This window comes from Xanthomonas sp. NCPPB 2864 (genome assembly GCF_056675615.1).
Genome location: NZ_JBWWVS010000001.1, coordinates 769,236 through 793,873 on the forward strand (window position 1 = coordinate 769,236; position 24,638 = coordinate 793,873).

Here is a 24,638-nt window from a genome sequence, read left to right on the forward strand (position 1 = left end):
GATGCCGCCGCGCGTGTCGCTCGAGTTGCTGCGCATCGGCCATTGCCGCCACTGCGAGCGCATGGTGCGTGCGGACGGCCACTGGCATGCCGTGGAATTCCCCGCGTTGAGCGTACTGATCCGGCATCCGCAGCGCGGCGCGCTGTTGTACGACACCGGGTATGCCGAGCATTTTTTCCGCGCGACCGATCCCTGGCCCGAGCGCCTGTATCGCTGGACCACGCCGGTGCACCTGCCCGCGCACGAAACGCTGGGCGCACAGCTGGCACGCCGTGGCGTGCAGCTGGAGGAGATCGCCTGGTGCCTGATTTCGCACTTCCATGCCGATCATGTCGGCGGTCTGCGCGATCTGCCCAACGCGCGCTTCCTGTGCCTGCGTGCCGACTATCAACAGCTGCGCGGTTGTTCGCGCCTCGGCGGCCTGCGGCATGCCTTGTTGCCGCAGCTATTGCCCGAGGATTTCGATCGGCGCCTGCAGTTTGCCGAGCAGGCGCCGTTGCGTGCGTTGACCGGCGCCTGGCAAGGGCTGGGCGCGGCCTACGATCTGTTCGAGGACGGCAGCGTGCTGGCCGTGCCGTTGCCCGGGCACGTGCCCGGGCAGATGGGCCTGTGGTTGCGCGATCAACACGACCGCGAGGTGTTGCTGTGCGCCGACGCGGTGTGGTCGTCGGCGACCTGGTCTGCACTGCAGTGGCCTGCCTGGCCCACACGTTTGTTGATGCACGATTGGCGCGCGTTCCGGCGCACCGTGCAGCAGCTGCATGCGCTGTCGCATGCACACCCGGAGTTGGCCATCCTGCCGTCGCACTGCCAACCCAGCCTTGACCGTTATCAACCGGAGTGGCGATGAGCCTGCGTATTCTCGTGACCGGGGCATCCGGCTTTGTCGGTGGTTCCTTCCTGCGACGTTTCCAGGGGCGGCCGGGTGTGGAGATCCACGGCATCGGGCGCCGCGCCAGCGAGCTGCCCAACTACCATCGTATCGATCTGAGCCAGCCGTTCTCGTTGCAGTGGCAGCCGGATGTGGTGATCCACGCTGCGGCATTGGCCTCGCCGTGGGGCACGCGCGCGCAGTTCCAGTTGCACAACGTCCAGGCCACTGCCAACGTCATCGACTTCTGCAAGCGCCATGGCTGCCCGCGTCTGCTGTATGTGTCGTCCAGTTCGGTGTTCTATCGCGAGGAGCATCAATACGACCTCAGCGAGGACAGCCCGATCGGGCCGGCGTTCGTCAACACCTACGCGCAGACCAAATACCTTGGCGAAACGCTGCTGGAGCAGTATCCGGGCGACAAATCCGTGCTGCGCCCGCGTGCGGTGTTCGGGCCGGGAGACACGGTGCTGTTCCCGCGCGTGATCGCCGCTGCGCGCAAGGGTGCGCTGCCACGCTTCGTCGGCCAGACGCAGCCGGTGATCGGCGACCTGATCTACATCGATACGCTGTGCGATTACCTCTATCGCGCTGCGACCGCGCCGCAGTTGCAGCCGGCCTACAACCTCACCAATGCGCAGCCGGTGGATCTGCAGCAGTTGCTGTTGGACCTGCTCACGCGCCTGCAGCTGCCGCTGCCGCGACGCGAGGTGCGCATCGCTACCGCACTGCGCATGGCCAGCGTGGTGGAAGCGGCGTATCGCGTGCTGCGCCTGCGCGGCGAGCCGCCGATCACGCGCTTCGGCGTGGGTGCATTTGCCTACTCCAAGACCTTCGACCCACGCCGCACGCTCGCCGATCTCGGGCCGCCCAGCGTCAGTCTGGAGCAAGGCATCGAGGCATTCGTGCGTTGGCAGGCGGCGCAGTGGGCGTAGTCGTTCCGACAGTGGCAGCTGCCTACCTGGCGGTGCTGATGGTCAAGACGGCTGCAGTGCTGTGGGTGCTGCGTGGTGCACGCGCACTGCCAGCGGGGGGCGCCAGCGCAACCCTGGCCGAGGTGGCGATCCTGCAGCCGGTGCTGGGGGGCGATGCGCATTTGCAGCAGGTGCTTGCGGCCAACCTGCAAGCGCTGCCGGATGCGCAGTTTGTCTGGTTGCTGGATGCAGACGACATCCCGGGAAATAGCGTTGCCGACGCCTTGGTCGCGCTGCATCCGCATACACGCATCCAGCGCATGCGGGTGCCGGCCGCGCCAGCCGGGATCAACCCCAAGGCCTGGAAGCTCGAGCACGCGCTGGCGCATGTGCGCGCGCCGATCAGCCTGGTCCTCGACGACGATGCACAGCTGAGCGCCAGCGCGCTCGCGCGCCTGCTGCAGGATCTGACCGACGCCGATATGGTCACCGCGTTGCCGTACTACCAGGACAGCGCCACGCTGCCAGGCCGGCTGCTGTCGCAATTCGTCAACAACAATGCGGCACTGACCTATCTGGGCTGGCTGCCGTTCGCCGCGCCGCTGACCATCAACGGCATGTGCTATGCCGCGCGTACCGAGCAACTGCGTGCCTGGGGCGGGTTTGCTGCGTTACTGCAGCAGCTCACCGACGATCTGGCCGTTGCCACCTTGGTGCGTGAGCGCGGCGGGCGACTCCGCCAATCCGTCGCGCCGGTGGCGATGCGCACCGCGATGCCGGATCTGGCCAGCTACGCACGCCAGATGCATCGATGGATGCTGTTCGCGTCGCTCCTGCTGCGTCGGCAGAGCGTGGGCGTGCGTTCGGCGATCGGCGTGCTACAGGGGCTGCCGCCGTTGCTGCTGCTGGCCTTGCTGGCCTGTGCCTGCGTGCAGGCGAGCTGGCCGGCGCTGGCCTGGGTGCTGGGCACCGTGCTGCTGCGTGCGCTGCTGCTGTGCCTGGTGCAATGGCGGGTGAGCGGTGCGGTGCGCCACCGTCCGCTGCTGTCGGTCGTTGCGGAGTGCCTGCAGCCGCTGCATCTGCTGCATGCGGCGCTGGTGCGCACGATCCGCTGGCGCACCCGGCGTTATCGCGTGTTGCCGGATGGGCGTTTCCGTGCGGACTGACGGCGCCAGCCTGCAGATCGCTTTCCTCACCGGGCAAAGCGATCCGGAGAGTTGCGCATTGAGCATGCAACAGCAGCATTTTCTGCAGCAGCTGCAAGGCCCGGGCCGGCGGCTGATCGACTGCAATTATCCGTATCGCTCCGCTAGTCCAACTTACCGGCACATGCCGCTGTGGCGTGCCAGCGTGTCCAACGCGCGCCAGTATCTGGCCGCGCGCGCCGCACGCGTTGCCGATGCAGATCGCATGCGCGTGGTGGCGCTGCTGGAGCAGGCGCCGACGACGGTACTGCTGGCCGGCAGTTGTGGCCTGCAGCTGCTGACAGCCTTACGGCTGCCGCAGGCGCTGCGCACGCGGCTTGCGGTGTTCGCCTATGGCCCGGTGTGCAATACGCCTGGCACGTTCGGGCAGCTGCGCGTCGTCCAGGGCAGCGGCGACTGGATCTCGCGCGCGCTGTTCGCCGGTGCGCCCGATCTGACGCCTGCCTGCGGGCATCTGCACTATCTGCGCGATGCGACAGTGCTGGCCGAGTGCCAGGCCTTCATCGCGCAGGTCGAGCAGGCAGTGCAGGGGAGGGAACATGCGCATTGATCTGATTGCGCCGCCGTATAGCGGGCATCTGCATCCGATCCTGGCGATCGCCCGGCAGCTGGCGCCACATCACGATGTCCAGGTCATCAGCACGCCGGAGGCACTGGCGCGCATCCGTGCATGCGGACTGAGCGCGGTCAGCGTGCTGGATGCGCAAGCGGATCGGCGCCTGCTCGATATCGCCAATCCACCGCATGCGGTAGGCCACAATCCCTTGCGGCTGCGCCGACAGTTGCACAGCGCGCTTGGCCTGATGGCGCGCGTGGGCGATGCGGTACGGCAGCGCTGGCGCGAGCGGAGGCCGGACCTGGTGATCGCCGATTTCACCTTGCCCAGCGCGGGGCTGGCAGCACAGGCGATGGGGATCGCCTGGTGGACCAGCATGCCGTCGCCATGCGTGATCGAAACCGGCGACGGGCCTCCGGCGTATTTCGGCGGCCTGCTTCCGCCATCCACGGCAGCGCAGCGGATCTGGCAGGCGATGGCGCGGCGGCTGACGCGTGGCTTCAAACGGAGTCTGCACCTGTGTTACCGCCGTCAGATGCGCGCATCCGGATTGCCGGCGATCTATCGCAGCGATCGCAGCGAGGCGGTGTATTCGCCGCACTGCATCCTGGCCTTGGGTCTGCCGTCGTTCGAGTTGGCACGGCGCTGGCCGGCGGCGGTGCGCTTCGTCGGGCCGCAGCTGTGCACGCCGCCAGCGGCGGTTGCGCCGCCGCAGTTCGTCCCCGGTCGTCGGCATGTGCTGGTGACGCTGGGCACCCATCTGCAATGGATCAAGCAGCGGATGGACCAGGTGCTGCGTGCGGTGGCGCTGCAGTTTCCGCAGGTGATCTTCCACTTCAGCGATGGCGATACCGCCGCGCCGCCAGCGCAGACGCACGGCAACTACCAGCGCCTGCCGTACGTGGACTACGCGCAGCAGCTGCATCGCTACGACCTAGTGGTCCACCACGGCGGTGCCGGCATCCTGTATGCCTGCCTGGCCGCGGGCTTGCCGTCGATCGTCTACCCGCTGGATTACGATCAGTTCGACCATGCCGCGCGCCTGCAGCGCGCAGGTGCGTCGTGGTGGCTGCGCGAGCTGGACGGCCTGCCTGCGCTGTTGCGCGAAGCACTTGCCGCCACCGAGCTGCCGGCGGGCGTGCGCAGATTGCAGGCAGAGCTGCACGGCATCGATGCGCAGGCGCGCATCCTGCGGCTGGTGGAGGCGTTTGCGCGTACCGGGGCGGTGCCGCAGGTCTAGTGCGTCATCGCGCGGGATCGGTCGTGTTGCGGGTCATTACATCGGCATCAGCACGCGGCATCCGTCATTGCCGACACAGGCAGGCGGTTTTGCACCCGCCTGCCGCAACTGCCGCCGTGTGTGACCCGCGCAGGCCTCAGCCTGCAGCGGCATTCAACGCGGGCGGCTTGCCTGCCATCAGCTGCGGCCAGCGCTTGAGCACCGCAGCGCGGATGCCTGCCTGGTCGATGCCGGCCTCGGCCAGCAGGTCTTCGCGGCTGGCGTGATGCTGGAAGCTGTCCGGCAGGCCCAGGTGCAGCATCGGCATGGTGACCGCTTCGGCGTTGAGCAACTCGGCCACGCCCGAGCCGGCGCCGCCGGCAACGACGTTGTCTTCGATGGTGACGAAGCCTTCGTGGCTCTTGGCCAGCTCCAGCAGCATGGCCTTATCGAGCGGTTTGACAAAGCGCATGTTGACCACGGTCAGGCCGAGTTCGCGGCCGACCGCTTCTGCGGCATCCACGCTGGCGCCGAAACCCAGCAGGGCGATGCGTGTGCCGCTGTGACGCAGCTGCGCCTTGCCGATCGGCAGGCTGGTGAGCGATGCATCGAGTGCGCTGCCCGGGCCGGTGCCGCGCGGGTAACGCACTGCCGCCGGGCCTTCGTAATGCACGCCGGTGGTGAGCATCTGACGGCATTCGGCCTCGTCGGCCGGCGCCATCACCACCATGTGCGGGACGCAGCGCAGGAAGCTCAGGTCCAGGTTGCCGGCGTGGGTGGCGCCATCCGGGCCGACCACGCCGCCGCGGTCGATCGCGAACAGCACGTCGAGCTTCTGCACCGCCACGTCGTGCACCAGCTGGTCGTAGCCGCGCTGCAGGAAGGTGGAGTAGATCGCCACCACCGGTTTGGCGCCCTGGGTCGCCATGCCGGCAGCCAGCGTCACCGCGTGTTGCTCGGCGATCGCCACGTCGAAATAGCGCTGCGGGTATTCCTTGCTGAAACGCACCAGGCCCGAGCCCTCGCGCATCGCCGGGGTGATCACCAGCAGCCTGGGTTCGGCCGCGGCCATGTCGCAGACCCAGTCGCTGAAGACATCGGTATAGGTCGGCTTCTTGGCGCCGGCCTTGGCGACCAGGCCCTTGCTCGGATCGAACGGGCCCACGGCGTGATAACCGATCTGGTCGCCTTCGGCCAGCTCGTAGCCCTTGCCCTTGGTGGTGATCACGTGCAGCAACTGCGGGCCCTTGAGCGTCTTCAGGGTCTTCAGTGCGCCGACCAGGCCGGGCAGGTCGTGGCCGTCGATCGGGCCGGTGTAGTGGAAGCCCATTTCCTCGAACAGCGTGGACGGCACGAACATGCCCTTCCAGTGTTCTTCCCAGCGCCGCACGAAGCGCGCGGTGGGATTGTTCTTCTTGTCGCCGAGGATTTTCTTGCCGCCCTCGCGGATGGCGTTGAGGGTGCGGCTGCCGCTGGCACGCCCCAGCATCTTGGTCAGCCCGCCGACCGCTTCGGAGATCGACATGCGGTTGTCGTTGAGGATCACCAGCAGGTTCGGCTCCGGGTCCATGCCGCCGGCGTGGTTGAGCGCCTCGTAGACCATGCCGGCGGTCATCGCGCCGTCGCCGATCACCGCCACCACCTTGCGCTCGTCGCCGCTGCGCTGCGCGGCGATCGCCATGCCCAGCGCGGCCGAGATCGAAGTCGAGGAATGCCCGACGCCGAAGGTGTCGTAGACGCTCTCTTCGCGCTTGGGGAACGGCGCCACGCCGTCCTTTTGCTTGACCGTGTGGATCTGGTCGCGGCGGCCGGTGAGGATCTTGTGCGGATAGGTCTGATGGCCCACATCCCACACCAGCTGATCGACCGGGGTCTGATACAGGTAGTGCAGGGCGACGGTGAGCTCGATCACGCCCAGCCCGGCCGCGAAATGCCCGCCGCTCTTGCCCACCGATTCGATGAGGTAGGCGCGCAGCTCTTCGGCGATCGCGGTCAGATCGGCCTCGTCGAAAGTGCGCAGATCGTCGGGGGTCTGGATGCGGGACAGGCGCGGATAGCGGGTGGAGTCGATCATCATCGTGTCAATGTTCTGAAGCCGTATTGTCCTCCCCATGCGAAGGCCCGGCAAGCAAACCGGTTCAGCTGTCAGCGGGAAGTGATGGCCGAGCGCGCTGGCAGCGCAGGCGGGCGCGCCGGGTTTCCAGGGCTGCGGCAATCTGCCGCACCTGGGTCAGCGGCCTGGGATAGGTCAGGGTTGCCTGGCCGTTGTATGGCTCGCGGATGAAGCCGGTGCCCAGGGGAGGACGGGTACGAGGCCATGCGAGGCAATGCGCCGTCGTGAGCCGATCGCTCGACACCGTCGATGATGCCTTTCTCTCGATCGGCCATTGCCAACGGTCGTATTTGGCGCTCGCAACATCACGCCGAGCCGGTATGGCGGACTACAGCGACAGTTTCGAGCGCTTGGGCAACTGCGCGCGCAGGAACGCCATCTGGTCGGAGAGGATGTTGCGGTTGGACAGGATCAGATGTTCGATCCAGCTCGGCCGGTACGGCACGGCCAGCAACGGCATATGCGCCTGCTGTGGCGTCCGGTTGGCCTTGCGCGAGTTGCACTGGAAGCAGGCGGTGACCACGTTTTCCCAGCTGTCGCGGCCGCCCTTGGACACCGGCATGACGTGATCGCGGGTCAGCTGCGGGCGACTGAAGTGCTGGCCGCAATACATGCACAGCTGCGCGTCGCGCGCGAACAGGGCGGTGTTGCTGAGGGTCGGCGTCGGGTCCAGCGCACGCGAACGCGCGTGCCCGCGTGCGGCGATGATGGGATGCAGTTCCAGCACGCTGCGCTCGCCGGTCAGGCGCGAGATGCCGCCATGGATCTGCATGCAGGGCTCGCCCAGCGTCCAGGACACCGCATCGCGTGCGTACAGACAGGCGGCGTCCTGCCAATTGATCCAGTCCAGCACGCGGCCATGCGCATCGAGCGACAGCAGGCGCAAGGTGGGAAGTTGCTGGATCGCAGCGACAGCGCTGCCCGCGACCGGAGCAGAAGAGCCTCCGGGGAAGATCACATCACCTGCGTGCGTGTCTGTCTCCATCGGGAAAACAGCTTATACCCGATCGTTGACAGTTTGTGTATCGCAGCGAATGGCTTTGGTGCGCGTCTTGCAATCATCGGTCGGCACGTCTCCGCGCAGCCACCCCGGCCGCCGCGCTGCGCAACCATGTTCTGACGCCTTGCAGGCCTTGCTTAGCCGTGTAGGAGCGCACCCGGGCGCGACGTCCTGCCGGTCGGTACTGCCTCGTCGCGGCCAGGTCCGCTGCTACGACCGCGGCGGAATCCAGGGATGTTGCCGTAGGCGCGCACCCGGGCGCGAGGTTTTGCCGATCGGTACTGCCTCGTCGCGGCCAGGTCCGCTCCTACGACGGCGGCGGAAATCCTGCGGTGTTGCCGTAGGAGCGCACCCGGGCGCGACGTCTTGCCGATCGGTACCACCTCGTCGCGGCCATGTCCGCTGCTACGACCGCGGCAGCCCACCGCGATGATGACGCTTGCTTAGGCTTCGCCGAACAATTCCGCTTCCAGCGTCATCAACGGCGCTGCGCCGCTGCGGATGGTGGCGGCATGGGTCAGCGTGCGCGGCAACATGCGTGCGAAGTAGAAGCGGGCGGTTTCGCGCTTGGCGCGCTTGAACTCCTCGCTGTGCGCGGAAGCATCGGCAGCGGCCACGCTGCGCGCCCACCAGTACGCCAGCAACACATAGCCGGAATAGAACAGGTAGTCGTAGCTGGCGGCACCGAGTTCGTCCGGGTTGCGGGCGGCGCGATCGAGCACGTCGCGGGTCAGCATCGCCCACTCGCTGCACTTGTCGCGCAGCGGCTTGATGAACTCGGCCAGCGCGGCATTGCCTTCCTGCGCATTGGCGAAGGTTTCCACATCGGCCAGGAACAGCTTGAGTCCCGCCGCCTGGCTGGCAGCGGTCTTGCGGCCGATCAGATCCAGCGCCTGGATGCCGGTGGTGCCTTCGTAGATGGTGGTGATGCGCGCGTCGCGGGCCAGCTGCTCCATACCGTATTCGCGGATATAGCCGTGGCCGCCGAAGCACTGCAGCGCGTGGTAGGTGTTCTCGATCGACCACTCGGTCTGGCAGGCCTTGGAGATTGGGGTGAGGAAGCTCACCAGGGTCTCGGCATCGGCGCGTTCCTGCTCGGAGGTGCCGCGGTGGGCCACATCGACCAGGCTGGCCGCGTGCAGCGCCAGCAGGCGGCTGCCTTCGGTCAGCGACTTGATGGTCAGCAGCATGCGGCGCACGTCCGGGTGCACGATGATCGGGTCGGCCGGCTTGTCGGGGAATTTGGCACCGCTGAGCGCGCGCGACTGCAGGCGCTCGCGGGTGTAGCGCAGCGCGTTCTGATACGCACGCTCGGACAGGCCGATGCCCTGCAGACCCACACTCAGGCGCGCGGTATTCATCATCGTAAACATGGCCTGCAGGCCCTTGTGCGGCTGGCCGACCAGATAGCCTTGCGCGCCTTCGAAGTTCATCACGCAGGTCACCGAGCCCTTGATGCCCATCTTGTGCTCGATCGAGCCGCAGTGCAGCGCATTACGTTCGCCCACGTTGCCGTCGCGGTCCACCTTGAACTTGGGGGTGACGAACAGCGAGATGCCCTTGGCGCCGGCCGGTGCGTCCGGCAACTTGGCCAGCACCAGATGCACGATGTTGTCGGTGAGGTCGTGCTCGCCGGCGGTGATGAAGATCTTGGTGCCGGTGATGGCATAGCTGCCGTCGGCGTTGGGCTCGGCGCGGGTCTTGAGCAGGCCCAGGTCGGTGCCGCAATGCGGCTCGGTCAGGCACATGGTGCCGGTCCAGCGGCCGTCGATCAGTGGCTTGAGGAAGACATCCTGCTGCCAGGTTTCGCCGTGCTGGCGCAGCGCTTCCATCGCGCCGTGCGACAGCAGCGGGAAGTTGCCCCAGGCCAGGTTGGCGGCGTTGATCATTTCGCTCAACGGTACGCCCAGCGTGTGCGGCATGCCCTGGCCACCGAACTGCGTCTCGGCGGTGAGCCCGTTCCAGCCGCCTTCCACGAACTGGTCGTAGGCCGCACGGAAGCCGGGTGGGGTGGTCACCGCATGGGTGCTCTTGTCGAAGGCACAGCCGATTTCGTCGCCGATGCTGTTGAGCGGCGCCAGCACCTGCGCGGTGAAGCGGCCGGCTTCTTCGAGCACGGCGTCGATGATGTCGGTGCTGGCGTCGGCATAGCCGAGCCGGGCGAACAGGGCCTGCGCGCCGAGCACGTCGTGCAGGGCAAAGCGGAAATCGGTCAGCGGGGCGGTGTAGCTGCTCATGCGGGATCCTTCAAACGAGTGCGGGAAGGCGTGCGCGTCAGCGCAGCACGCCGTTGAGGCCGGGGGCCGGGCTGAGCGTGTTACGTGATTCGACGCTGAAATCGCGCTGCTTCTTATCCTGCGGCGTCGCCCACACCGTGCCCTTGAGCGAGTAAGGCAGCGAGCGGCCGCCGGCGAGCACATCGGCCACGGTGAGGCGGCCCAGCGAGGTCGGCTGCACGCTGACGGTCACCACGTCGGCAGTTTCCGGGCCGATCGAGATACCGACGCTCTGGTCGAGCTTGCCGGCCAGCTGATCGCCGGCGGAAATCTCCAGCGCCACGCGCTCGAACTGCATCGGGATGCTGCTGTAGTTCTGCAGCCGCAGATCGACCGACCAGGAGCCATCGGCACGCACGGTCAGTTGCTGGATGCTGGCGGCTGGCTCGGACACGCGGCGGACCGCACCGCCGCAGGCGCTCAGCAGCAGGCCGCAGGCCAGCGACACGATCAGGAGACGGTAGGCACGACGCATGTACTGAGGTCCTTGGCGGGTGTAAGGCGGCGCCAAGAATACTACGCAGTACGGACGCTGCCTTGCTGCCTTGCGGCGTGTCCGTATGCAGGCGTTGCGGCACATCACGCGGCACGGCCTGCGTTCAGGCTGCTGGCGTCAACGCAAGGGCGCAGCCACGATCAGCGGCGACAGGTCATAGCCCATCTGCGTGGCCTGACGCTTGAGTTGCTCGAACTGCGCGCGCGGCATCTGTGGCGAGCGCGACAGGATCCACAGGTATTTGCGATCCGGCTCGCCGACCACCGCCCATTGGTAGTCCGGGTCGAGCGCGATCACCCAATAGTCGGCCCACACCAGCGGCAACCAGCTCAGCCACTCCGGCGCAAAGCGCACCTGCAGCTGCCCGGGCCGGCCCTCGACCGGCCGTGCCACTCCCTCGGCCTGGGTCAGCTCGCCATCGGCGCTGCGGCAGCCGTTGCGCACGCCGATCAAGCCATCGTCGCGCAAGGTGTAGCTGGCGGTGATGTCGCTGCGGCACTTCTTCTGGAACGACACCGGAAGATGCGCGATCTCGTGCCACTGCCCAGCGTAGCGGGAGATGTCCAGTTGCGGCACTGCGCGTACCGGCTGTTGGGCCGCGGCCATCAACGGCAGCAGCAAGGCGAACGACAACAGCAGGCAGGGCAGGCGCATGACATTCTCCTCGGGACCTGCGCAGGCTAGGCCATGCTGCCTTCCGCGCGGTGTGAACCGATGCAGGAAAGCGCGGTCGCCGCGCCGGCCCGCAACAAAGTTCATCGCAACGCTTGCTCAAACTGCGCCTGCTCGCTATGATGCGCGTCCTCGCAACGCAGGCAGCATGTTGCGATAGTGGCCGAGTAGCTCAGTTGGTAGAGCAGGGGATTGAAAATCCCCGTGTCGGCGGTTCGATTCCGTCCTCGGCCACCATTTCCACGCCTTCGTTCGCAAGGCGTCCCGGCAATCGCCGGATGTGCACACTCTCTTCCTTGTTTTGTCGATGCCACGTTGCGGCGACTGCTGCGGATGGACTTGTTGCGTTTGCCGGCAGACCTGGCGCCTGCGGCGGCGGTTTTCCACGTGGTCTTCAACTGCGCGTGGCGATACTTCCGGGCATGACGCACAGAACACTTCGACGCACGTTGATTCACGGCTACTGCGGTGAGTTCCGCGTGGAAACGATGGAAAGTCAGGCCCCTGGGCAGACGCAGTGGTCGTCGACGGCGTTCGTGTATCACCGCGACCATCCTTCGCCGATCGCCACGATCGAAGGCGCAGGGCAGGGCGAATACCGCGGCGATGCGCGCGAGCAGGCACTGCGCGTGGGTTCCTGTCTTGCCGAGTTTCTGGACCCGAAGGAATACCGGCTCTGACGACTTGGCGCCCGCTCTGCGGCGCCAGGCTCCGCCGATGCGCATGAGCGGGCGCCAGAAGCGCAAGGCCGATCCGTGCAGGCCGATCGCGCTGTCTGCCGATACGTCTGCACCCGAGTCACGCGGCAGAGACACTTAACCCTCTGCGGGCCACCAGTTGTCCATGTTGCGCCGGTAGACGAACAGGCGCGGCGCCTTGGCCACCTGCGCTGCGGCCTGGCGTTCGCCGGCGACCAACGAAAACCCGATGTCCGCCAGCATGCGCGAGAGCGCGTTGGCGTTGCCGCGGCCCGGATCGCTGATGACGATCTCGCACGAAGGCCTGGCCAGCGCGGGAATGAGGCTGGCCAACATGGTGGCGTGGCGGGTTTCGTACAGCACGTCGCTGGCGATGATCATGTCGAACTGGCCCATGTTCAGCGCGCCGGCGTCCCAGTCGAGCCGGCGATACGGCACCGAGTCCAGGGAGTTGAGTGCGGCGTTGTACGCCAGGAACACCTCTGCCAGTGGGTGATGATCGCTGGCGACCACGTCGGCGCCGCGCCGGCGCAACACCAGGCTGGCCAGCCCCAGGCCGCAGCCGAGTTCGAGAATGCGCCGGCCTTCGATCGGGCGCGTGGCCATTGCTTCGGCCAGTAGCTGGCCGGCAGGCCAGACCTGTCCGAACAGGCTCCACTGCGCCGAGGAGATGCCGGCATCGGCCGCACTCTCGTCCGGATCGGCGTATTGCTGTTTGTCGGCAAGTGCGCGGATGACGTAGGTCAGTTGCCCGAAGGTCAACTCGTGAATCTGGGTCTGGTAGCCCGGCATGGTGGCATCGCATGATTGCCAGAGCCTGCGCTGGCTGGAAAGACGCGCGCAACGGCGCCAGAACGGCCGAATGAAGCGCAAGAGCTGCTTGCTGCCTGCGCATGCTACGGTAAAACGACCGATGCTCCTGCCTGCCAATGCTCGCCCGCCGTGCCTTCATTAGCCTGCTTTCAGCAAGCGACGGCGCAGGCAATGGCGCACAGCGACGCGCTTGCAAGCAAGCCGGTGCCTGCGGCTATGGTCGCCGCATTCCACGGGCAAGGTGCGGCGATGAAGAACTGGATATTCCTGGCAATCGCGATCTGCGCAGAAGTCACCGCCACGGCGGCGCTCAAATCGAGCGAAGGCTTCACGCGCATGTGGCCATCGCTGCTCACCGTGCTGGGCTACGGCATTTCGTTCTATTTCCTGGCGCTGACGTTGCGCGTGATCCCGGTCGGCATCGCCTACGCCATGTGGTCGGGCGCGGGCATCGTGTTGATTTCGCTGGTGGCCTGGGCCGTGCACGGACAACGGCTGGATGCGCCGGCGCTGCTGGGCATGGGCCTGATCGTGGCCGGTGCGGTGGTCATCAACGTGTTTTCCAAGGTGGCGCCACATTAGCGCGTGCTGCCTGCCGCACGCCGGGTTGCATCGGCGGGCGCGGCCGTACGGGATAGGCTCATGGATGTGAGGAATCAACTCACCGGCCCCAACTAGACTATCGCCACGGGAATGGCCCCGCGGAGAACATGCACTTGAACGATCCTGGTAACGGAGAGCTGCGGGCGCCTCATATCAGCGAATCTCGCAGCCTGCCTGTGGAGAAGCATCGCTCGGATATCTTTTTTGCCGCGGTGGAAACCACGCGGATGCCGATGACGGTCACCGACCCGCACCTGCCCGACAATCCGATCGTGTTCGCCAACCGGGCATTCCTGGAAATGACCGGGTATTCGTCCGAGGAGATCATCGGCAACAACTGCCGTTTCCTGCAGGGCCCGGAAACCGATCCGGCCAGCGTGCAGGACGTGCGCGAGTCCATCGAGCAACGCCGCGAATTCGCCACCGAGGTGCTGAATTACCGCAAGGATGGCTCCTCGTTCTGGAACGCGCTGTTCGTCTCGCCGGTGTTCGACGAGCAAGGCAACCTGGTCTACTTCTTTGGTTCGCAGCTGGACGTGAGTCGTCGTCGCGATGCCGAGGACGCCTTGCGCCAGGCGCAGAAGATGGAAGCGCTGGGGCAGTTGACCGGCGGCATCGCGCACGATTTCAACAATCTGCTGCAGGTGATGTCCGGGCATCTGGAAGTGATCCAGATGATGGTCTCCGGCGATGCCGCCAGGAATGCCGAACGCATCGCCTTCAGCGCCGAACATGCCGCAACGGCCGCGGCCAAGGCGGCCACCCTGACCCAGCAATTGCTGGCGTTTTCGCGCAAGCAGAAATTGCGGGGGCGGGTGGTCAATCTCAATGGCCTGGTGTCGGGCATGAACAACATGGCCGAGCGCACGCTGGGGGGCGGCATCAGCCTGCGGCAGTCGCTGGAAGAGGGGCTGTGGAACTGCCAGATCGACACCACCCAGGCCGAAGTGGCGCTGTTGAATGTGCTGATCAATGCGCGCGATGCGATGGCGCAGTCCGAGCGCAAGGAAGTGACCGTGCAGACCCAGAACGTGGAAATCACCAGCCACGATCTGGCCATGCACCACCAGTTGGCGCCGGGTCGCTATGTGAGCATTGCCGTCAGCGACACGGGCTTGGGCATGCCGCCGGAGGTGGCCAGCCGCGTCATGGAGCCGTTTTTTACCACCAAGGACGAGGGGCAGGGCACAGGCCTGGGTCTGTCGATGGTGTACGGCTTCGTCAAGCAGTCCGGCGGCACCGTGCGCATCTACAGCGAAGTGGGCGAAGGCACCACGGTGCGGTTGTATTTCCCCGCATCCAACGAGTTCGAGAACGACCTGCAGGCCGTCAAGAGCCGTGCCATCGACAAGGGCGGCAGCGAAACCATCCTGGTGGTGGAAGACAAGCAGGACGTGGCGGTGGTGGCCAGGATGTTCCTGGAAAACGCCGGTTACCGCATTCTCTCTGCAGCCAGCGGGCGCGAGGCGATCGAGTTACTCGAGCAGCATGCGGAAGTGGATGCGCTGTTCACCGATCTGATCATGCCCGGCGGCATGAATGGCGTGGTGCTGGCCCGCGAGGCGCGGCGCATGCTGCCCAGGATCAAGGTCCTGCTGACCACCGGCTATGCCGATGCCAGCATTCAGCGCACCGACGTGGGCGGCGCGGAGTTCGACGTGGTCAACAAACCGTATACGCAGAAGGAGCTGCTCAAGCGGATCCGCATGCTGCTGGACGGGCCGACCGGCGTCGGTTGAGGCGCACGCATTCGGGCGGTGCGATTCAGGGCGGTGCGATGCCCTGAAGTCGCCTGCAGATGGTCGCTGCGGTCGTGTAGCGGCTGCTGCGTTGCAGGCCTATCCTTCGCTGCGCTCGCTCTGTCCTGTCTGACAACGGCTAAAGCCGCGGCCAGCAGTGCCCGGCCCGAAGGAAGTGTTGCGCATGATCTGGAGGGCAGATGTGATGCACGCCGATCCCGGTCACAGGCCGCGCCTGTCCGGCAGTGAGCGCAGTGGTCTGTTGGCCGGGCTGAATCCTGACGTGCTTACTCTTCGCTCATCGGCGCGACATAGCCATCCGGCTTGTCGGCGTTGCGTTCGAACAGGAACTTCCGCAATTCGGCTTCGAGAAATGCGCGGTGCTTGGGGTCGCGTGGCGACAGCCGGTTTTCGTTGATCAGCATGGTCTGATGCGCCAGCCAGGCCTGCCATGCGCTCTTGCCGATCTGCGCGAACACGCGCTGGCCGAGCTCGCCGGGATACGGCACAAAATCCAGGCCTTCGGTGTCGCATTGCTGGTACTGGCAGAACACGGTGCGGGACATGCGGATTCCTTTGAGTGCGCGCCTAGAGGGCGTCGAGCAGTTTGCGGATCGGCGCCGGCAAGCCCAGCGATGCGAGATCGGCGCGGGCGACCCAGCGCAGGTCGTCATTGTCGCGTACCGCCGGGCGCAGTGCGACCTTGCCGAGGCGCAAGGGCTGCAGATGCAGCCGGTAATGACTGAAGGTGTGCACGATCAGCGGCAGTTCGTCGGCGCGGTCGTAGTTGCCATCGATGTGTTTGTCGAACCATGCGCGCATGCCGCTGTCGGTCTCGGCCTGCGGCAGCGTCCACAGCGAGGCCCAGATGCCGGTCGGTGGGCGGCGCTGCAGCAGGATCTGCCTGTCAGCATTTTCCAGCAGCAAGGCGGTGGCTTCGCGCTCGGGCAACGCCTTGCCGGGCTTGGGCGTGGGCAGTGCCTCCACCAGTCCATCGCGGCGCGCCACGCAATCGTCCTGCAGCGGGCACAGCACGCAGGCCGGTTTGGCGCGTGTGCATAGCGTGGCGCCGAAATCCATCTGCGCCTGGGTGTAGTCGGCCAGGCGGCCGGCCGGCACCTGCGCCACATGCGTCGTCGCCAGTTGCCATAACTGCTTTTCGATCGCCGGCAGGCCGGGGTAGCCGGCAATGCCGTGGAAGCGCGTCAGCACGCGTTTGACGTTGCCGTCCATGATCGCGAAGCGGTCGTTCCAGGCCTGGCTGAGGATCGCGCCGGCGGTGCTGCGGCCGATGCCGGGCAACGCCAGCAAGGCATCGACATCGCGTGGCAGCTCGCCATCGTGCAGGGTGACACATTGCCGGGCTGCGGCATGCAGGTTGCGTGCGCGTGCGTAGTAGCCCAACCCGGCCCAGTGCGCCATCACGGTGTCGTTGTCGGCTGCGGCCAGGTCGGCCAGGGTCGGAAAGCGGGCGACGAACTTGTGGAAATACGGAATGACCACCGCAACCTGGGTCTGCTGCAGCATGATTTCCGACAACCACACCCGGTAAGGCGCGCGCGGATGTTGCCAGGGCAGGTCGTGGCGGCCGTGGCCGTCGAACCAGTGCAGCAGGCGGTCGACGAAGGCGTCAGCGGTGGCAGTGGCGTGATCGGCTGGCATGGGGTCTGCTGGCGAAGGAGGGCGATGACGGCGGGCGGATGACGCCCGGCTGTGCGCGTATGGCGGTAGGCCGATCAGTGCAGCGGAAACGCAAGTCCAACCCGGCATTGGTCGCAGAAGAAGCCTTCATCGCCAGGCCAGTGCGGTGCGGCCGGTGCATGGTAATGAACCAGCTCTGCATGGCGCCGCGCCTGCTTGCGCAACGCCGCCGGCAACGGCTGGGCGAACTCCAGCACACGCTTGGCGCGCGACCAGTCGCCGGACACGTCCCGCACCGTGCAGCCTAACTGCAGCGCCTGCGCGCACAGCGCTTGCAGATGCGGGCAGGCCTCTGCCACTCAGCTGCCCAGGGCTTCCGGCAACAACGCATCGACGAAGGCGACCGGGTCGAACACGCGTAGATCTTCCGGGCGCTCTCCGATGCCGGCGAAGCGGATCGGAATGCCGAACTCGCGCGCCAGTGCGAACACCACGCCGCCCTTGGCGGTGCCATCGAGCTTGGTGACGACCAGGCCGGTGACGCCGACCGCGGCATGGAACTGGCGCAGCTGCGAGATGGCGTTCTGACCGGTGGTGCCGTCGATGACCATCAGCACCTCGTGCGGTGCGGCGGCATCGATCTTGCCGAGCACGCGACGGATCTTGCCCAGCTCGTTCATCAGCCCGGTCTGGGTGTGCAGGCGGCCGGCGGTGTCGGCGATCAACACCTCGGTGCCGCGCGCCTTGGCGGCCTGCAGCGCGTCGAACGCCACCGAGGCGGCATCGGCATTCTGCCCCTGCGCGATCACGGCCACGCCGTTGCGATCGCCCCAGGCCTGCAGCTGCGCCACCGCCGCGGCGCGGAAGGTGTCGCCGGCGGCCAGCATCAGGCTGTTGCCGTCGTCCTTGAAGCGCTTGGCCAGCTTGCCGATGGTGGTGGTCTTGCCGACGCCGTTGACGCCGACGGTGAGCACCACGAAGGGCTTGGCCGAGCGGTCGATGACCAACGGTTTGGAAACCGGCTGCAGCAGCGCGATGAGATCGGCGCGCAAGGCCTTGAACATCGCCTGCGCATCGGCGAACTCGCGCGACTTCATGCGCTTGCGCAGCCCTTCGACCAGGGCGGTGGTCGCGCCGATGCCGACGTCGGCAGTGATCAGCGCGGTTTCGATCTCGTCGAGCAGGTCGTCGTCGAGCTTGGGGTTGCGCGAGAACAGACCGCCGAAGCTGCGCGCGAAGCTGCTGTTGCGCAGACGGTCGCGCCAGCCCGGCTTGCCGGCCGGGGCGGCCGGTAGCGCATCGCGCTGGCCGTTGATGCTGTCGTTGTCGGAACTGGCCGGCACTGGGGCGCTGATCACGGCCGGGGCGACGACGTTGGGCGCGGCGGTGGGCAACGGGGCGACGGCCGGTTGCACTGTGGGCGCAGCTGTTGCGGCGGCAGGTGTCACGACAGCGGGTGTAACCACAGCAGGCGTGGCAGCAGGCGTTGCAGTCGACGGTACGACGGCGGGCGCGGCGCCTTGTGCAGGCGTCGGCGCAGGCGTGCCTGCCGGCTGCGCGGGTACGCTGTGCGGCGGCACGACCACCGGTGGCGGCACCACTACCGTGGGAGCGTGCGGCGCGGCAGACGGAAGCGGATCGGGCAGCGCCTGCAAGGCCGCAGGCGCCGGCGTGGCCGGCGGCGTGGGTGCATTGGGGACTGCGGCAACGCTCTGCGCCTGGCCAGTGCGTGTGGCGATGTCCTGGGCAAGCTGGTCGGCCGGTGCCGCGGCAGGCGGCGTTGCGGCGGGCGTCGGCGTTACCGCATCGCTGCGCGCCGGTGCGGCAGGCGCGGGTGATGCTGGTGTGGCCGATGTGCCAGGTTCGGCAGTCGGCATTGCCTCGACCGGCGATGCCGGGGTGGCGGCAGACGGCGCGGTGGGGAATGCGGCTGCCAGTTCTTCCAGGCTATAGCGCGAGGTACGCGCGCTGTCGGGCGTGGTGGGCTTGTTACGGCGGAAAAAGCTGGCCATTGGCAACGCGGTAGGGGAAACCAGAAAGTCTACCATCCGGGCCCGGGGCCGCCTTGACGCGGCCTTCAGCGCGGCCCTGTCTGTGCCACCTCCTGCGCGTCGCGACAGCGGTGCAACGACCTGCGCAAACTACATCGCCGCAGTATCGCCAATGCTGCCGAATTCGGCATTTGTGCCAGCGGTGTGTCAGCGTGTGTTTGCGCGCCTACAACTGCCCCTTGAGCGCACGGTAATCGCGCGGGGTCATGCCGACGGTTGCCTTGAACTGACGCGCGAATGCGCTCTGGTCGGCAAAGCCGCAGCGTTGCCCGATGCTGGCGATGCTGTCGTCGCCGTACAGCAACCGCATCGCCGATTCGATCCGCAGCTTGGTCAGCAGTTGCTGCGGGGTCACCTGGAACACGCGGCGGAAGTGCCGTTCCAGCTGCGCCACCGACAGGCCGGCCAGGTCGGCCAGGCTCTGCACGCGCAGGTTGTCGCCGAAGTTGGCCTGCATGTGATCCATCACCTGGCTCAGGCGCTCGTACGCCGAGTGCCGGCTGTCGGGCTGGCCCAGATCGCGCGAAATGCCGACCACGCCAATCACTTCATTGGCCTCGCACAGCGGGCGCTTGAAGGTCAGACACCAGCCGGGCAGGCGGTTGGGATACAGATGCACCTCCAGCTGGTTGTCGATGAGCTCGCCACACAGCACGCGGCGGTCCTGCATCATGTAGCTGCCGCCCAGCGGCAGCGGGAACACTTCCAGTGGCGAGCGGCCGATGATTTCGCTGCGCAGTTTGCGTCCGAGCCGGCGCACCAGCGTCAGGTTGCAATGGGTGTAGCGGCCCTCGCTGTCCTTGATGAAGAACACCACGTCCGGCAGCGCATCGAACAGCGTCTGCATTTCCAGCGCGGGAAGGTTGAGGTCCATCGGCGTCATGGTGGCGGTCACGATTGACGGCTGCACGAAAGGCGCGGCCCTGTATTGATCCTAGCGCAAACGCGGGGCTGTGAAGCGGGTTGTCGATTGTGCGGATTTCCGCATTTGCAACTCGCATTGGACGCTAGTCGTCCGCTGGCCGGCAGTGGGAGCATGAGCCATGCACACCATCGACGTCATCGACTCCCATACGGCCGGCGAACCTACCCGCGTGGTCCTCTCCGGCTTCCCCGATCTGGGCGATGGCGATCTGGCGCAATGCCGCGAGCGGTTTGGCCGCGATTTCGACCAGTGGCGCAGCGCGATCGCCTGCGAACCGCGCGGCTCGGACACCATGGTCGGCGCCTTGCTGCTGCCGGCCCGCGACCCCAGCGCCTGCACCGGGGTGATCTTCTTCAACAACGTCGGCTACCTGGGCATGTGCGGGCACGGCACCATCGGCGTGGTGCGTACGCTGGCCGAGCTGGGGCGCATCGCGCCGGGCCAGCACCGCATCGAGACGCCGGTCGGCACGGTCGGCGTGGAACTGGCCGAAGACGGCACGGTATCGGTCGACAATGTCGACAGCTATCGCGTCGCGACCGAGGTGGACGTGGACGTGCCCGGTTACGGGCCGGTGCGTGGCGATGTGGCCTGGGGCGGCAACTGGTTCTTCATCACCGGGCAGGCGCCGTGTGCGCTGGACCTGGCACATCAGCGCGAGCTGACCGCCTATACCGAAGCGATCCGGCTGGCGCTGGAAGCGGCCGGCATCACCGGCGAGGCCGGCGGCGAGATCGACCATATCGAAATCAACGGCAGCGCACCGGACGGCAGCGGCGTGGCGCGCAACTTCGTGCTGTGCCCGGGGCTGGCCTACGACCGTTCGCCGTGCGGCACCGGCACCAGCGCCAAGCTGGCCTGCCTGGCCGCCGACGGCAAGCTGGCCGAAGGCGAGCGCTGGGTGCAGCAGGGCATTCTGGGCAGCGCCTTCGAAGGGAGCTATCGCCTGAGCGGGCGCGGCATTGCGCCACGCATCAGCGGGCATGCCTACATCACCGCGCGCGCGCAGCTGCTGATCGACCCGGCCGACCCGTTCGCCTGGGGCATCGTGGCCTGATGGACGAAGTGCGGCCCGCATCGGAGGGAGTTGGCAGCGCGCCGGCCGCCGATGCGGCGCCGTCGGCAGCGTCCACGCGACGCAGCTACGACCTGATCGTGGTGGGCGCGGGCATCGTCGGCGCGGCCTGCGCCGAGGCGGCCGCGTGCGAAGGGCTGCGCGTGGCGATCGTCGAGCCGGGGCCGATCGGCGGCGGTTCCACCGCGGCGGCGATGGGGCACCTGGTGGCGATGGACGACGACCCGGCCGAGCTGGCGTTGTCGGCGTATTCGCTGCGGCTGTGGGAGCGCTTCGCACAACTGGGCGAGGCCGAATTCAGCCGCTGCGGCACGCTGTGGGTGGCCCGCGATGCGCGCGAACTGGCGGCGGTGCCGGCCAAGATCGCGCGGCTGGCGGCGGCCGGCCTGCATGCCGACGCCATCGATGCCAGCCAGTTGTATGCACTGGAGCCGCAACTGGTGGCGGGCCTGGCCGGCGGCATGCGCGTGCCCGATGAGGCCGTGGTGTATCCGCCGCGGGTGGCGCGGCATCTGGTGAGCCTGGCCTGCAAGGCGGGCGCGCACCTGTTTGCCGGCCGCAAGGTGGAGCAGTTGCAGGCGCATGGGGTGCGTCTGGACGATGGCCAGCTGTTGGCCGGCCCGGTGCTGGTGGCCAGCGGGGTGGCCTTGCCGCAGTTGTTGCCGGAGCTGGCGCTACGCCCGCGCAAGGGCCATCTGGTCATCACCGATCGCCATCCTGGCTTGATCCGTCATCAGCTACTGGAACTGGGCTATGCCGATTCGGCGCATGGCGCCGACGCCACCAGCGTGGCCTTCAATGTGCAGCCGCGGCCGACCGGGCAGATATTGATCGGCTCCTCGCGCCAGTTCGGCGAGCACGACCGCGCGCTGTCGCTGCCGGTACTGCAGCAGATGCTGCAGCGCGCATTCGCCTATCTGCCGGTGCTGCGCGAGTTGCAGGCGATCCGGGTGTGGACCGGGCTGCGCCCGGCCACGCCGGACGGGCGCCCGTATCTCGGGGCGGTGCCCGGCCGGCGCGATGTGTGGGTAGCCGCCGGTCATGAGGGGCTGGGCGTCACCACGGCGCTGGGGAGCGCCCGGGTGATCGTGGACAGCCTGCTCGGGCGCACCCCGGCCATCGACCCCAGCCCGTACGCTCCGGCGCGCGCCGTGCATGGTGCAGCCGCATGAGCGCGACGGTGCGCCTGCACGTGGATGCGCAAGCGGTCGAGGTGCCGGCCGGCGCCAGCGTGGCCGCTGCGGTGGCGCAGGCGACGCTGCAGTTCCGGCAGTCGTGCAGCGGCCAGCCGCGCGCGCCGTTGTGCGGCATGGGCGTGTGTTTCGAATGCCGGGTGCGCATCGATGGCATCGGCCAGCAACGCGCCTGCCTGGTGGATGCGCGCGACGGCATGCAGGTACGCACCGATGGCTGAGCGCGTGCAGCATTTCGATGTGCTGGTGATCGGCGCCGGCCCGGCCGGCCTGGCGGCAGCGCAGGCAGCGGCCAGTCATGGCGTGCGGGTGGGCGTGGTCGACCTGCAGCCGCGTGCCGGCGGGCAGGTGTGGCGCAACGATGTGCGGCACGGCGCGCCGGCCGATGCGCGCGCGCTGTTGCGGCAGGTGCAGGGCGCTGCGTCGATCACGCTGCTGACGCAAACGCAGATCCTGCTGGCGCAGCCGGGCTGGCTGCTGGCCGATGGCCCGCACGGTTCCCTGCAACTGCATTACGCCGCCCTGGTGCTGGCCACCGGCGCGCGCGAATTGCTGCTGCCGTTTCCAGGCTGGACCTTGCCCGGCGTCACCGGCGCCGGCGCGGCGCAGGCGCTGGCCAAACAGGGCTGGCCGCTGGCCGGCAAGCGCGTGGTGGTCGCCGGCAGCGGCCCGCTGCTGCTGGCCAGTGCGGCCACCTTGCAACGGCATGGCGCGCAGGTGCTCTGCATGCACGAACAGACCTCTGCAGCTGCGTTGCGGCAGTTCGCATTGCAGCTGTGGCGCTGGCCGGGCAAGGCGGCGCAGGCGGTGGCGCTGCGCCTGCAATTGCGCGCGGTGGCGTATCGCGCCGGCAGCTTTGTCGTTGCCGCACACGGCGACACGCAACTGCGTGAAATCGAGATCGAAGGGCCGGCCGGCCGCACGCGTGTTGCCTGCGACCAGTTGGCGGTTGGCTATGGCCTGGTGCCGAACACCGAGCTCGCACAGTTGCTCGGTTGCCGGCTGGACGCGTACGGCGCGCATCAACAGGTGCATGTGGACGCACTGCTGCGCACCAGCGTGCGGCAGGTCTTTGCAGCGGGCGAGGCCTGCGGCATTGGCGGACGCGATTGCGCGCTGATCGAAGGTGCGATGGCCGGGCATATGGCTGCCGACGCGCCGGACGCTGCGCTGCGCCTGCAGCCGCGGCGACGTGCCGCGCGTGCGTTCGCCGGGGTGCTGCAACAGCAGTTCGCGCTTGATCCACGCATCCGCAGGCTGGCGCAGCCCGACACGCTGGTGTGCCGCTGCGAAGACGTGCCGCTGGGCGCGCTGGACAACTTCAACGATGCACGCGATGCCAAGCTCGCTTCGCGCTGCGGCATGGGCGCCTGTCAGGGCCGCATCTGCGGCACCGCGCTCGCCGAACTGGGGCGTTGCCCGCCCGCGCTTTCCACCGACGCCGGCCGCCGGCCGCCGTTGTTCCCGGTCCGCCTCGCGGCGCTGGCCGACCCGTTCACTTCCGACTCGCAAGGGAATCATCCATGAGTATTGCTGCGTTCTGGCATGGCGTGCTGCCGGCCATCACCACCCCGTTCACCGCCTCCGGCGAGATCGATCACGACTTCCTCGCCAAGCATGCCAATCAACTGGTGGATGCCGGCTGCACCGCGATCGTGCCGCTAGGCTCGCTGGGCGAGGCGGCCACCTTGAGCGTGGACGACAAGCTGGCCGTGCTCAAGACGCTGGTTAGCGCATTGAACGGCCGCGTGCCGGTGGTGCCGGGCATCGCCAGCCTGGCGACCGGCGAGGCGGTGGCACTGGCCAAGGCGGCCAAGGACCTCGGTTGCGGCGGGCTGATGGTGTTGCCGCCCTACGTCTACTCCACCGACTGGCGCGAGATGGGCGCGCATGTACGCGCGGTGATCGCCGCCACCGACCTGCCGGTGATCCTGTACAACAACCCGGTGGCCTACAAGACCGATTTCGGCCCGGCGCAGATCGCCGAGCTGGCCGCCGAATTCCCCAACCTGCAGGCAGTGAAGGAGTCCTCGGGCGACGTGCGCCGCTTCGCCGCGCTGCAGGAGCTGCTGGGCGATCGTCTGGCGCTGCTGGTGGGCATGGACGATGCCATCGTCGAAGGCCTGAGCATGGGCGCCAAGGGCTGGATCGCCGGCTTGGTCAACGCCTACCCGAAGGAATCGGTGCGCCTGTTCGAACTCGCGCGCGACGGTGGATACCCTGCGGCCAAGGAACTCTACGACTGGTTCCTGCCGCTGCTGCGCCTGGATACCGTGCCCAAGTTCGTGCAGTTGATCAAACTGGTGCAGGAAAAGGTCGGCCTGGGCAGCGAGCGCGTGCGCGCGCCGCGCCTGGTGGTCGACGGTGCCGAGCGCGAGGCCGCGCTCAAGGTCATCGACCACGCCATCGCCACTGCGCCCACACTGTCCTGACGATGAGCTCGCGCTGCACGCCACCGGATGAGCGCCGCGCACGGATGCACGCGCGGACGCGGTGGCCGGCGGAGCGCGAGGTGGGTCGATGAGGATGTCGCATCAGCGCGGCATCCTCGTCGTTTTTTGGTCGGCCGCTGCCGCAC

The 24,638-nt window shown here is 67.5% G+C and carries 24 protein-coding genes and 1 tRNA gene; 14 read left to right on the plus strand and 11 right to left on the minus strand.

Annotation, left to right across the window (positions count from 1 at the left end; translation table 11 throughout):
- The first annotated feature begins 1 nt into the window (after position 1).
- From AC1KVE_RS03245 to AC1KVE_RS03265, 5 genes are read left to right on the plus strand one after another with little or no spacing between them, the layout of a single operon-like run.
- The gene (locus tag AC1KVE_RS03245) at positions 2-850 is read left to right on the plus strand and encodes an MBL fold metallo-hydrolase (protein ID WP_481092054.1); all 849 of its coding nucleotides are present in this window, start codon (positions 2-4) and stop codon (positions 848-850) included.
- Positions 847-1,806: an NAD-dependent epimerase/dehydratase family protein gene (locus AC1KVE_RS03250; RefSeq protein WP_481091924.1), complete on the plus strand. Its 960-nt coding sequence runs from the start codon at positions 847-849 to the stop codon at positions 1,804-1,806. Before AC1KVE_RS03245 ends, AC1KVE_RS03250 begins: the two co-directional genes overlap by 4 nt.
- Positions 1,797-2,951 (plus strand): glycosyltransferase, encoded by a 1,155-nt coding sequence (locus tag AC1KVE_RS03255; protein WP_481091923.1) that lies wholly within the window; start codon positions 1,797-1,799, stop codon positions 2,949-2,951. The genes AC1KVE_RS03250 and AC1KVE_RS03255 overlap by 10 nt, the downstream gene beginning before the upstream one ends.
- Entirely contained in the window at positions 2,929-3,540 is a 612-nt protein-coding gene (locus tag AC1KVE_RS03260; protein WP_481091922.1) for a hypothetical protein, read from the plus strand. The genes AC1KVE_RS03255 and AC1KVE_RS03260 overlap by 23 nt, the downstream gene beginning before the upstream one ends.
- On the plus strand, positions 3,530-4,786 hold the full coding sequence (locus tag AC1KVE_RS03265; protein WP_481091921.1) for a glycosyltransferase: 1,257 nt from the start codon (positions 3,530-3,532) through the stop codon (positions 4,784-4,786). Before AC1KVE_RS03260 ends, AC1KVE_RS03265 begins: the two co-directional genes overlap by 11 nt.
- A 136-nt stretch (positions 4,787-4,922) precedes the next feature.
- Here AC1KVE_RS03265 and dxs read toward each other — a convergent pair whose 3' ends face one another.
- The 5 genes from dxs to AC1KVE_RS03290 all read right to left on the minus strand — a co-directional run bounded on the left by dxs (position 4,923) and on the right by AC1KVE_RS03290 (position 11,304).
- Positions 4,923-6,839 carry a 1-deoxy-D-xylulose-5-phosphate synthase gene (gene dxs / locus AC1KVE_RS03270; protein WP_160954491.1) on the minus strand — a complete coding sequence of 639 codons (1,917 nt, stop codon included), beginning with the start codon at positions 6,837-6,839 and terminating at the stop codon, positions 4,923-4,925.
- A gap of 367 nt (positions 6,840-7,206) precedes the next feature.
- On the minus strand, positions 7,207-7,863 hold the full coding sequence (locus AC1KVE_RS03275; protein ID WP_039815122.1) for an HNH endonuclease: 657 nt from the start codon (positions 7,861-7,863) through the stop codon (positions 7,207-7,209).
- A gap of 458 nt (positions 7,864-8,321) precedes the next feature.
- A complete protein-coding gene (locus AC1KVE_RS03280; RefSeq protein WP_481091920.1) occupies positions 8,322-10,115 on the minus strand; it encodes an acyl-CoA dehydrogenase C-terminal domain-containing protein in 1,794 nt (597 codons plus the stop codon).
- 37 nt (positions 10,116-10,152) lie between these two features.
- Positions 10,153-10,629: an LEA/WHy family protein gene (locus AC1KVE_RS03285; RefSeq protein ID WP_039522095.1), complete on the minus strand. Its 477-nt coding sequence runs from the start codon at positions 10,627-10,629 to the stop codon at positions 10,153-10,155.
- Between the two features lie 138 nt (positions 10,630-10,767).
- Positions 10,768-11,304, minus strand: a complete 537-nt coding sequence (locus AC1KVE_RS03290) for a lipocalin family protein (protein ID WP_126966007.1) — start codon at positions 11,302-11,304, stop codon at positions 10,768-10,770.
- A gap of 179 nt (positions 11,305-11,483) precedes the next feature.
- On the opposite strand from AC1KVE_RS03290, the gene AC1KVE_RS03295 reads away from it, so the two are divergent.
- Positions 11,484-11,559: transfer RNA gene (locus AC1KVE_RS03295), tRNA-Phe, on the plus strand.
- Between the two features lie 251 nt (positions 11,560-11,810).
- Positions 11,811-12,002: a hypothetical protein gene (locus tag AC1KVE_RS03300; protein ID WP_080931335.1), complete on the plus strand. Its 192-nt coding sequence runs from the start codon at positions 11,811-11,813 to the stop codon at positions 12,000-12,002.
- Positions 12,003-12,137: 135 nt separating this feature from the next.
- Here the strand turns inward: AC1KVE_RS03300 and AC1KVE_RS03305 are convergent, their stop codons facing one another.
- A complete protein-coding gene (locus tag AC1KVE_RS03305; RefSeq protein ID WP_046343203.1) occupies positions 12,138-12,812 on the minus strand; it encodes a class I SAM-dependent methyltransferase in 675 nt (224 codons plus the stop codon).
- 270 nt (positions 12,813-13,082) lie between these two features.
- On the opposite strand from AC1KVE_RS03305, the gene AC1KVE_RS03310 reads away from it, so the two are divergent.
- Entirely contained in the window at positions 13,083-13,415 is a 333-nt protein-coding gene (locus AC1KVE_RS03310; protein ID WP_039523025.1) for an SMR family transporter, read from the plus strand.
- Between the two features lie 134 nt (positions 13,416-13,549).
- Positions 13,550-15,175, plus strand: coding sequence for a hybrid sensor histidine kinase/response regulator (locus tag AC1KVE_RS03315; protein ID WP_054592577.1), 1,626 nt, complete (start codon positions 13,550-13,552; stop codon positions 15,173-15,175).
- 287 nt (positions 15,176-15,462) lie between these two features.
- Here the strand turns inward: AC1KVE_RS03315 and AC1KVE_RS03320 are convergent, their stop codons facing one another.
- The 5 genes from AC1KVE_RS03320 to AC1KVE_RS03340 all read right to left on the minus strand — a co-directional run bounded on the left by AC1KVE_RS03320 (position 15,463) and on the right by AC1KVE_RS03340 (position 19,750).
- A complete protein-coding gene (locus AC1KVE_RS03320) occupies positions 15,463-15,741 on the minus strand; it encodes an oxidative damage protection protein (RefSeq protein ID WP_054592578.1) in 279 nt (92 codons plus the stop codon).
- A gap of 22 nt (positions 15,742-15,763) precedes the next feature.
- Positions 15,764-16,837: an A/G-specific adenine glycosylase gene (mutY, locus tag AC1KVE_RS03325; protein ID WP_054592579.1), complete on the minus strand. Its 1,074-nt coding sequence runs from the start codon at positions 16,835-16,837 to the stop codon at positions 15,764-15,766.
- A gap of 74 nt (positions 16,838-16,911) precedes the next feature.
- Complete coding sequence (locus AC1KVE_RS03330) at positions 16,912-17,103, minus strand: hypothetical protein (RefSeq protein ID WP_481091919.1); 192 nt, start codon at positions 17,101-17,103, stop codon at positions 16,912-16,914.
- A 72-nt stretch (positions 17,104-17,175) separates the two neighbouring features.
- Positions 17,176-18,828: a signal recognition particle-docking protein FtsY gene (ftsY, locus tag AC1KVE_RS03335; RefSeq protein WP_481091918.1), complete on the minus strand. Its 1,653-nt coding sequence runs from the start codon at positions 18,826-18,828 to the stop codon at positions 17,176-17,178.
- Positions 18,829-19,033: 205 nt separating this feature from the next.
- Positions 19,034-19,750 (minus strand): AraC family transcriptional regulator, encoded by a 717-nt coding sequence (locus tag AC1KVE_RS03340; RefSeq protein WP_024937898.1) that lies wholly within the window; start codon positions 19,748-19,750, stop codon positions 19,034-19,036.
- Positions 19,751-19,910: 160 nt separating this feature from the next.
- Here AC1KVE_RS03340 and AC1KVE_RS03345 point away from each other — a divergent pair, with 160 nt between their 5' ends.
- Genes AC1KVE_RS03345 through AC1KVE_RS03365 form a run of 5 tightly spaced genes read left to right on the plus strand, consistent with a single transcriptional unit; the run spans position 19,911 to position 24,492 of the window.
- Positions 19,911-20,849 carry a proline racemase family protein gene (locus tag AC1KVE_RS03345; protein WP_024937897.1) on the plus strand — a complete coding sequence of 313 codons (939 nt, stop codon included), beginning with the start codon at positions 19,911-19,913 and terminating at the stop codon, positions 20,847-20,849.
- Positions 20,849-22,039 carry an NAD(P)/FAD-dependent oxidoreductase gene (locus AC1KVE_RS03350; protein WP_481091917.1) on the plus strand — a complete coding sequence of 397 codons (1,191 nt, stop codon included), beginning with the start codon at positions 20,849-20,851 and terminating at the stop codon, positions 22,037-22,039. Before AC1KVE_RS03345 ends, AC1KVE_RS03350 begins: the two co-directional genes overlap by 1 nt.
- Complete coding sequence (locus AC1KVE_RS03355; RefSeq protein WP_024937895.1) at positions 22,036-22,281, plus strand: 2Fe-2S iron-sulfur cluster-binding protein; 246 nt, start codon at positions 22,036-22,038, stop codon at positions 22,279-22,281. Before AC1KVE_RS03350 ends, AC1KVE_RS03355 begins: the two co-directional genes overlap by 4 nt.
- Positions 22,274-23,587, plus strand: a complete 1,314-nt coding sequence (locus AC1KVE_RS03360) for an FAD-dependent oxidoreductase (RefSeq protein WP_481091916.1) — start codon at positions 22,274-22,276, stop codon at positions 23,585-23,587. Before AC1KVE_RS03355 ends, AC1KVE_RS03360 begins: the two co-directional genes overlap by 8 nt.
- Complete coding sequence (locus AC1KVE_RS03365; protein WP_065031659.1) at positions 23,584-24,492, plus strand: dihydrodipicolinate synthase family protein; 909 nt, start codon at positions 23,584-23,586, stop codon at positions 24,490-24,492. Before AC1KVE_RS03360 ends, AC1KVE_RS03365 begins: the two co-directional genes overlap by 4 nt.
- Positions 24,493-24,638 lie beyond the last annotated feature (146 nt).

Bases quoted from the DNA above. Each gene is read 5' to 3' on its own strand.
- AC1KVE_RS03245 (WP_481092054.1), top strand. From the start codon at position 2: ATGCCGCCGCGCGTGTCGCTCGAGTTGCTGCGCATCGGCCATTGCCGC.
- AC1KVE_RS03250 (WP_481091924.1), top strand. From the start codon at position 847: ATGAGCCTGCGTATTCTCGTGACCGGGGCATCCGGCTTTGTCGGTGGT.
- AC1KVE_RS03260 (WP_481091922.1), top strand. From the start codon at position 2,929: ATGGGCGTTTCCGTGCGGACTGACGGCGCCAGCCTGCAGATCGCTTTC.
- AC1KVE_RS03265 (WP_481091921.1), top strand. From the start codon at position 3,530: ATGCGCATTGATCTGATTGCGCCGCCGTATAGCGGGCATCTGCATCCG.
- dxs (WP_160954491.1), bottom strand. From the start codon at position 6,839: ATGATCGACTCCACCCGCTATCCGCGCCTGTCCCGCATCCAGACCCCC.
- AC1KVE_RS03275 (WP_039815122.1), bottom strand. From the start codon at position 7,863: ATGGAGACAGACACGCACGCAGGTGATGTGATCTTCCCCGGAGGCTCT.
- AC1KVE_RS03280 (WP_481091920.1), bottom strand. From the start codon at position 10,115: ATGAGCAGCTACACCGCCCCGCTGACCGATTTCCGCTTTGCCCTGCAC.
- AC1KVE_RS03285 (WP_039522095.1), bottom strand. From the start codon at position 10,629: ATGCGTCGTGCCTACCGTCTCCTGATCGTGTCGCTGGCCTGCGGCCTG.
- AC1KVE_RS03290 (WP_126966007.1), bottom strand. From the start codon at position 11,304: ATGCGCCTGCCCTGCCTGCTGTTGTCGTTCGCCTTGCTGCTGCCGTTG.
- AC1KVE_RS03300 (WP_080931335.1), top strand. From the start codon at position 11,811: ATGGAAAGTCAGGCCCCTGGGCAGACGCAGTGGTCGTCGACGGCGTTC.
- AC1KVE_RS03305 (WP_046343203.1), bottom strand. From the start codon at position 12,812: ATGCCGGGCTACCAGACCCAGATTCACGAGTTGACCTTCGGGCAACTG.
- AC1KVE_RS03310 (WP_039523025.1), top strand. From the start codon at position 13,083: ATGAAGAACTGGATATTCCTGGCAATCGCGATCTGCGCAGAAGTCACC.
- AC1KVE_RS03320 (WP_054592578.1), bottom strand. From the start codon at position 15,741: ATGTCCCGCACCGTGTTCTGCCAGTACCAGCAATGCGACACCGAAGGC.
- mutY (WP_054592579.1), bottom strand. From the start codon at position 16,837: ATGCCAGCCGATCACGCCACTGCCACCGCTGACGCCTTCGTCGACCGC.
- ftsY (WP_481091918.1), bottom strand. From the start codon at position 18,828: ATGGCCAGCTTTTTCCGCCGTAACAAGCCCACCACGCCCGACAGCGCG.
- AC1KVE_RS03340 (WP_024937898.1), bottom strand. From the start codon at position 19,750: ATGACGCCGATGGACCTCAACCTTCCCGCGCTGGAAATGCAGACGCTG.
- AC1KVE_RS03345 (WP_024937897.1), top strand. From the start codon at position 19,911: ATGCACACCATCGACGTCATCGACTCCCATACGGCCGGCGAACCTACC.
- AC1KVE_RS03350 (WP_481091917.1), top strand. From the start codon at position 20,849: ATGGACGAAGTGCGGCCCGCATCGGAGGGAGTTGGCAGCGCGCCGGCC.
- AC1KVE_RS03355 (WP_024937895.1), top strand. From the start codon at position 22,036: ATGAGCGCGACGGTGCGCCTGCACGTGGATGCGCAAGCGGTCGAGGTG.
- AC1KVE_RS03360 (WP_481091916.1), top strand. From the start codon at position 22,274: ATGGCTGAGCGCGTGCAGCATTTCGATGTGCTGGTGATCGGCGCCGGC.
- AC1KVE_RS03365 (WP_065031659.1), top strand. From the start codon at position 23,584: ATGAGTATTGCTGCGTTCTGGCATGGCGTGCTGCCGGCCATCACCACC.